The following is a 6,818-nucleotide window of genomic DNA, read 5'->3' on the forward strand; positions in this document are numbered from 1 at the left end:
CGCGGGGAAGCCCGACCGCCCTGTCCGTCCTGGCCACGAGTGGCGTGCCCGGTCTCCCGTACGCCGGCGTGGTCGGGCCTGCGGCCGCGCTCGCCTTCCACGAGGCGCTGGCCCTCGGCCCCACGGGCGCGGTCTCGCCCTCCGGTGGCCTAGGAGGAGGCGCCGGCCGCCTGCTCGATCTCCCAGGCCGCCAGGGCGGCGAGCTGTTCGGGTGTCACGTCCGCCGGCAGCGGCACCGGGGCGGGGGTGCGCAGCGGCGGCTGCCAGCCGTTCTCGGCGTCCCAGCGGCGCACCACCCTCGCCGGAGCGCCCGCGACCACGGCGTGGTCGGGGACCTCGCCGCGTACCACCGCGCCCGCCGCGACGACGACGTTCCGCCCGATCCGGGCGCCCGGCAGGATCACCGCGCCGGTGCCGAGCCAGCAGCCGGGGCCGATGGAGACGGGCTCGGAACGGGGCCACTGGCGGCCGATGGGCTCGTCGGGGTCGTCGTAGCTGTGGTTGGTGGAGGTGATGTAGACGTACGGCCCGCAGTAGGTGTCCGAGCCGATGGTCACGGTCGTGTCCGCGATGACGTGGCTGCCCCTGCCGAGCACGACGCCGTTCCCGAGGGTCAGCACCGTCTCCGTGCCCAGGTCGAGGCCGGGCATCATGCCCGCCGTCAGCGTGACCTGCTCGGCGATGATGCAGCACTCGCCGATCTCGATCCACCGCTCCCCGAAGACCGTGCCCTGCGGAAAGGCGAGCCGGGTGCCCGCGCCGAGGCGCCGGAACCGCAGCCGCCCCGGGTGCTCCGCCGTGACGGCGCCGGCCTGCTGCGCCCAGCGCCAGCCGCCCTGCAGCGCGTGGGCGACGACCCGGCGCCGCCAGGCGGCGAGGGAGGAGAACGCGTTTCTGTTCCTGGGCACCCGGCCACGGTAGTCCTCACCGTCGTACCTGATCAGTGCGGTGCGCTGTGATGTCCGTCATGGGCACGGCATAGGCTGCCGCCTGGCGCGACACCCTCACGGACGATCAGGAGCGAACCATGACAGAGGCGTTGATCAGGGCAGTGGGCGGCAGGGAACCGCGCGTCGACCCGAGCGCGTTCACCGCCCCCACCTCCGTGGTCCTGGGCGAGGTCACGCTCGGCGCCCGGGCCAGTGTCTGGTACCACGCGGTACTGCGCGCGGACTGCGGCCCGATCGTGGTCGGCGAGGACTCCAACATCCAGGACAACTGCACCGTCCACGTCGACCCCGGCTTCCCCGTCACCATCGGCGACCGTGTGACCGTCGGCCACAACGCCACCGTCCACGGCTGCGTCATCGAGGACGACGTGCTCGTCGGCATGGGCGCGACGGTGCTCAACGGGGCGCGGATCGGCGCCGGGTCGCTGGTGGCGGCGCAGGCGCTCGTTCCCCAGGGGATGGAGGTGCCGCCCGGTTCGCTGGTCGCGGGCGTTCCGGCGAAGGTCCGCCGTCCGCTGACGGAGGAGGAGCGGGCGGGCATCCGGCTCAACGCCGAGATGTACCTGGACCTGGCCAAGGGCCACGCCGAGGCGTTCGGGGGCTGAGCGGCACGAGGGCTCTTTCGAGGGGCCGCGCCGGACGCGCGAGGCGCCGACCGCGCCGCACCCGTGCCCGTACGCCTTCGTGCCCGTACGCCTTCGTGCCCGTACGCCTTCGTCTCCGTACGCCGCGGAGGGCGGTACCCGGTGCCGGGTACCGCCCTCCGTGTGCCGTACGGACGCCGGTCAGTCGCCGACCGCCACCGGCTCGGGCCGCTGCTCGGGGGCGGTGGCCGACTGTTCCGCCGCCGCCTTCCTCGCCCGGTTCCTGATGATGAGCATCGAGGTCAGGCCGACGAGCACGGCGAGGACGAGGCCGAGCCAGGAGAAGCGCTTGAGCCAGGCCTCGGCGACGATGCCGACCGAGTAGATGACGGCGGTGGTGCCGCCGGCCCAGAGGATGCCGCCGAAGACGTTGGCGACGAGGAACTTCCAGTACGGCATGTGCAGGACGCCCGCGAGCGGTCCGGCGAAGATGCGCAGGAGGGCGACGAAGCGGCCGAAGAAGACCGCCCACATGCCCCACTTCTGGAAGGACCGCTCCGCGAGCCCGATGTTCGCCTCGCTGAAGTGCTTGGGGAACTTCTTCCCGAGCCAGGCGAGGAGCGGCCGGCCGCCCCTGCGGCCGATGGCGTAGCCGATCGAGTCACCGATGATGGCGCCCGCGGTGGCGCAGCCGCCGAGCACGTACGGGTTGATGTCGCCGTGCTGCGAGGCGAGCAGCGCCGAGCTGACGAGCACGATCTCGCCCGGGAGCGGGATGCCCAGACTCTCCAGGCCGATCACCACACCGACGAGGACGTAGACGGCGATCGGGGGGATCGTCTCCAGCCATTCCTGGACGTGCAACGCGCTTTCCTCCCGTTTCGACTGCCTGCCGCTGTCCGGCGCCCGGTGACCCGTTCCCCGGTGTTCTCCGGGGCGCCGCACCGGTCCGGCGCCGGCCGTGGTCACGGGCGGGCGCCGGCGCGCGCCGCCCGGGGCGCGCCGGGGCAGCCTACCCGGTCGGGGGAAGGGCGGCGGGCACGGTTCGCGCGGCGGCGCCCTCGTCCGTCAGGTCAGGGGCGGGGTCCGCGTCCCGCCGTTCCTCACGGGGCGGCTGTGGATCTTCGAGACGCAGGCGGGGAGCGCGGCGGCGTCCCCGTGGTCGCGGGCGCGGTACGCGCTGGGGCTCTCGCCGACCAGCTCGGTGAAGCGCGTGCTGAACGAACCGAGCGAGGTGCAGCCGACCGCGAAGCAGACCTCCGTCACGGACAGGTCGCCCCGGCGCAGCAGCGCCTTGGCACGCTCGACGCGGCGCGTCATCAGGTAGCTGTACGGCGTCTCGCCGAAGGCGGCGCGGAAGCTGCGGGAGAAGTGCCCGGGCGACATGTGCGCACCCCGCGCGAGGGCGGTGACGTCGAGCGGCTCCGCGAACTCACGGTCCATCCGGTCGCGGGCCCGGCGCAGCCGGACGAGGTCTTCCAGGTTCACGGGTCCACCTTGGCACGACGGAGGCGGTCGGGGCACGGCTTCCGCGCGCGCACCGACCGCCTCCTCGGGGCTCCGCGTACGGGACCGGACGCAGGGCGACGCCGTCAGGGATCAGCTGTTCGGCCGGAGCGTCCAGACGACCGTCATCTCGCCGGTCACGGCGCCGTCCGCGCGGGTGATCGCGATGTGGACCGGGAACTCGGGACGCTCGCCCGCGTCGAGCTCGGCGACGACCTCGGCCGCCGGGCGGCCCAGGGTGGCGGTGGCGGTGACGACGCCCATGGCGAGCTTCTTGTAGCCGATCTCGGCCTTGACGGCGAGGGGAACGGCACGCTGGAGCTGGTCGCCGAAGGCGGCGAGCACGATGGCGCCGCTCGCGGACTCGGCCAGCGTGAACATGGCTCCGGCGTGCGGGCCGCCGACGTGGTTGTGGTAGGCGGGCTGGTCCGGGAGGCGCACGACGGCGCGTTCGGCGGTGGTCTCCAGGAACTCCAGGTTGAGGGTTCCTGCCATGGGGACCGTGGCGGCGAGCATCTCGCCGACGGACATCTGGTCTGCGCTCATGGAGCGCGATGTTACCCACCAGTAGGAGCCTTGGCCATCCCTTCGCGCGGCTCCTCCCGCGCGGGGCGTACGGGGGCGGGCGTGGCCGGGCCGCCTCCGCACCTCTATGGTTACTGGCCATGTGGCCAGGACAGCAGCCGCCCGGGGGCGAGCAGAACCCGCAGGACCAGAGTCAGAATCCGTACCAGCAGCCGGGATACCAGCAGCCGAACCCGTATCAGCAGCCGCCGGCCCAGCCCGGCTACCCGCAGCAGCCCCAGCAGCCGGCCCCGCCCGGATACGCGCAGCAGCCGGGCCCTCCGCAGGGATACCCCCAGCAGCCGCAGCAGCCGGGGTACGCCCAGCCGAACCCGTACCAGCAGCCGACCGTGCCGCAGTACGCGATGCCCGGGCCGGCGCAGCCCGCCGGGCCCGGTGACGGGAAGAAGAAGCAGACCACCCTGGTCGCGATCGCCGCCGCCACCGCCGTCGTCGTGGCCGCCGGTGTGACGGGCTATCTGGTGCTCGGCGGCGAGGACGAGAAGCAGCCGGTCGCGCAGGACTCCAAGCCGCCCGCCAGCGCCACCATGGGGCCCGGCGAGGAGACGCCCGGCTCTCCCCCGCCGACCGTCGACAACCCGCGTGACGGCGCCGGGCAGCAGCCGACGATCCCGGGCTGGAAGGTCGTGCACAACCCCAAGTACGGCACCCTCTTCGACGTCCCGCCGGAGTGGGAGGTCAGCAAGCCGGGCTCGGTCACCTACTTCGAGGACGAGAAGAAGAACGACGGCAGCCCGCTGGTCACGATGTCGGGGCCGACTCATCTGAAGACCAAGTGGTGCACCTACGACGTCGACAAGAACGGCACCGAGGAGACCTGGGGTCTGGCCACCGCCGGCACCAAGGGCGGGCAGGGCGCCAAGAACACCTCCGAGGCTGCGTTCAGCGAGGCCGGCACGTGGGTGTGGGGCGGTTACGCGCAGCACATGCCGCAGAAGACCATCAAGATCACGAAGGCCGTGCCGTACACGACGGCCTCCGGGCTCAAGGGCAGCATGTCCACGGCGCTCGCGCCGAATGTGAAGAAGCGCAACAAGTGCGAGACGGACGGCAAGTCGATCGCCTTCACCTTCAAGAACGCGAAGGGCGACTTCTCGACGTGGGTCCTCTACGGGGCCGACGGCGTGAAGGACGAGGTGCCGGACGAGACGATCAAGAAGATCCTGTCCACGGTCCGGCTCGCGCCGGAGTCCTGAGCCCGCCCTCCGGACGGCGGCGTCCCCGCCGTCCGGATATCGGTTTGGCAGGAGGGGCGGCCGCCAGGGATAGTCCCCGGGTGACCACTCCCGCCGCCTCCCCCGGCCACCCCCCGGCGCGCTCCCGGCGCCCCGCGTGGGCCGGCCGCAACTACGTGCTGCTGACCGCCGCGACCATCGCGACGAACCTCGGTGCCCACGGCGCCCTGATCGCCACCACCTGGGCCGTCTTCGACTCCGGGGGCAGCACGGGCGACGTCGGCATGGTGGCCATGGCGCGCTTCCTGCCGCTGGTCCTCTTCCTGCTCATCGGCGGGGCGGTGGCCGACCGGTTCCCCCGGCACCGGGTGATGGTCGCCGCGAACGCCCTCAACTGCGTCTCGCAGGCCCTCTTCGCCGTCCTCGTGATCACCGGCGAGGCCCGCATCTGGCAGATGATGGTGCTCACCGCCCTCTGCGGGGCCGGGCAGGCCTTCTTCAACCCGGCGGCCGAGGGCATGCTCATGGCGAGCGTGAGCCGCGAGCAGGCCGGGCGGGCCTTCGCCGTCTACCGGATGGCCATGCACGGCGCCGGTATCGGCGGCGCGGCGCTCGGCGGCGCGCTCGTCGCCTTCCTCGGGCCCGGCTGGGTCCTCGCCGTCGACGCGCTCGCCTTCGCCGTCGCCGGCGCCCTGCGCGCCTTCCTCGACGTGAGCGGCATCCCCGAGCGGGCGCCCGGCGGAGGACTGCTCTCCGACCTCCGCGAGGGCTGGCACGAGTTCGTCGGCCGGCCCTGGCTCTGGTCGATCGTCGCCCAGTTCTCGGTCGTGGTGGCGCTGATCGGGGCCGTCGAGGCGGTGTACGGGCCGATGGTGGCGCGCGACGAACTCGGCGGCGCGCGCCCCTGGGGCATCGCGCTCGCCGCCTACGGTGTGGGAACCCTGGCGGGCGCGGTCCTGATGACCCGCTGGAAACCGCGCCGGCTGCTGTTCGTCGGCACCCTGTGCGTCTTCCCGATCGCGCTGCCCTCGGCGGCGCTCGCCGTGCCGCTGGACGCGGCGGGACTCACCCTCGCCATGTTCGTCAGCGGAGTGGCGATCGAGGTGTTCGGCGTCTCGTGGATGACGACGATGCACCAGGAGATCCCGGAGGAGAAGCTGTCCCGGGTCTCCGCCTACGACTGGTTCGGCTCGACCGCCCTGCTGCCGCTGTCCACGGCGCTGGCCGGACCGGCGGAGGAGGCCTTCGGCCGGCGGGAGGCCCTGTGGGGCGCGGTGGCGCTGATGACGCTGGTCACCGCGCTGGTGCTGCTCGTGCCGGACGTACGGAACCTGACGCGCCGTTCGCACACCAAGGAGGTCGCGGGCGGCGGCGCCGTACCGGTGTCAGCCGATGCCGAAGGCTCCGTCCGGGCGAACGGGTGACGGGACGGCCCCCGCGTCCGTGACCGGCGCCGCGGTGCCGGCGAACCGCTCCAGGGCGGGGCCGTGCTCCACCCGCGCGGGGAAGGCGTCGGCCGCCGTGCGCCGGGTGAGCCGGGCGGTGTCGATCGCCCGGTCGGAGGCGACGAGCACGGCGTTGCCGAAGCGGCGTCCGCGGAGCACCCCCGGCTCGGCGATCAGGGCCAGCTCGGGGAAGACCCGGGCGAAGGTGGCGAGCTGCGAGCGCAGGAAGGCGAAGGGCGACCCGTCGGCCAGGTTGGCGGCGTAGACGCCGCCGGGCCGCAGGACGCGCCGGACGTGGCGCGCGTACTCGACGGAGGTCAGGTGCGCGGGGACGCGGGAGCCGCCGAAGACATCGCCCACGACGAGATCGGCGGAGGCGGCGGGCGCCGACTCCAGCCAGGCGCGGGCGTCCGCCGCGTGCACGGTGACCCCGGAGCCCGCCGGCAGCGGCAGGTGCTCGGCGACCAGGTCGAGCAGGCCCCGGTCGGCCTCCACGACGTCCTGACGGGAGCCGGGCCGGGTCACCGCCACGTACCGGGGCAGGGTCAGCCCGCCGCCTCCCAGATGCAGGAC

At 73.5% G+C, this 6,818-nt stretch carries 8 protein-coding genes; 3 read left to right on the plus strand and 5 right to left on the minus strand.

Annotation, left to right across the window (positions count from 1 at the left end):
• Positions 1 to 149 precede the first annotated feature (149 nt).
• Complete coding sequence (locus RIF68_RS22085; RefSeq protein WP_309053019.1) at positions 150 to 908, minus strand: acyltransferase; 759 nt, start codon at positions 906 to 908, stop codon at positions 150 to 152.
• A 119-nt stretch (positions 909 to 1,027) separates the two neighbouring features.
• On the opposite strand from RIF68_RS22085, the gene RIF68_RS22090 reads away from it, so the two are divergent.
• Positions 1,028 to 1,555 (plus strand): gamma carbonic anhydrase family protein, encoded by a 528-nt coding sequence (locus tag RIF68_RS22090; RefSeq protein ID WP_309053020.1) that lies wholly within the window; start codon positions 1,028 to 1,030, stop codon positions 1,553 to 1,555.
• A 180-nt stretch (positions 1,556 to 1,735) separates the two neighbouring features.
• Here the strand turns inward: RIF68_RS22090 and RIF68_RS22095 are convergent, their stop codons facing one another.
• From RIF68_RS22095 to RIF68_RS22105, 3 genes are all read right to left on the minus strand, one after another.
• On the minus strand, positions 1,736 to 2,398 hold the full coding sequence (locus RIF68_RS22095) for a DedA family protein (RefSeq protein ID WP_309053021.1): 663 nt from the start codon (positions 2,396 to 2,398) through the stop codon (positions 1,736 to 1,738).
• Between the two features lie 204 nt (positions 2,399 to 2,602).
• Entirely contained in the window at positions 2,603 to 3,022 is a 420-nt protein-coding gene (locus RIF68_RS22100; RefSeq protein WP_309053022.1) for a helix-turn-helix transcriptional regulator, read from the minus strand.
• Positions 3,023 to 3,133: 111 nt separating this feature from the next.
• On the minus strand, positions 3,134 to 3,586 hold the full coding sequence (locus RIF68_RS22105) for a DUF4442 domain-containing protein (RefSeq protein ID WP_309053023.1): 453 nt from the start codon (positions 3,584 to 3,586) through the stop codon (positions 3,134 to 3,136).
• A gap of 119 nt (positions 3,587 to 3,705) precedes the next feature.
• On the opposite strand from RIF68_RS22105, the gene RIF68_RS22110 reads away from it, so the two are divergent.
• Positions 3,706 to 4,821: a hypothetical protein gene (locus RIF68_RS22110; protein WP_309053024.1), complete on the plus strand. Its 1,116-nt coding sequence runs from the start codon at positions 3,706 to 3,708 to the stop codon at positions 4,819 to 4,821.
• Positions 4,822 to 4,901: 80 nt separating this feature from the next.
• Positions 4,902 to 6,224, plus strand: a complete 1,323-nt coding sequence (locus RIF68_RS22115; RefSeq protein WP_309053025.1) for an MFS transporter — start codon at positions 4,902 to 4,904, stop codon at positions 6,222 to 6,224.
• Here the strand turns inward: RIF68_RS22115 and RIF68_RS22120 are convergent.
• Positions 6,186 to 6,818 (minus strand): fused MFS/spermidine synthase (locus RIF68_RS22120; protein WP_309053026.1); only part of this gene is annotated, 633 nt, incomplete at its 5' end. The genes RIF68_RS22115 and RIF68_RS22120 overlap by 39 nt on opposite strands.

The sequence above is a fragment of the Streptomyces sp. genome (genome assembly GCF_031178505.1).
Classification (GTDB): Bacteria; Actinomycetota; Actinomycetes; order Streptomycetales; family Streptomycetaceae; genus Streptomyces; species Streptomyces gulbargensis.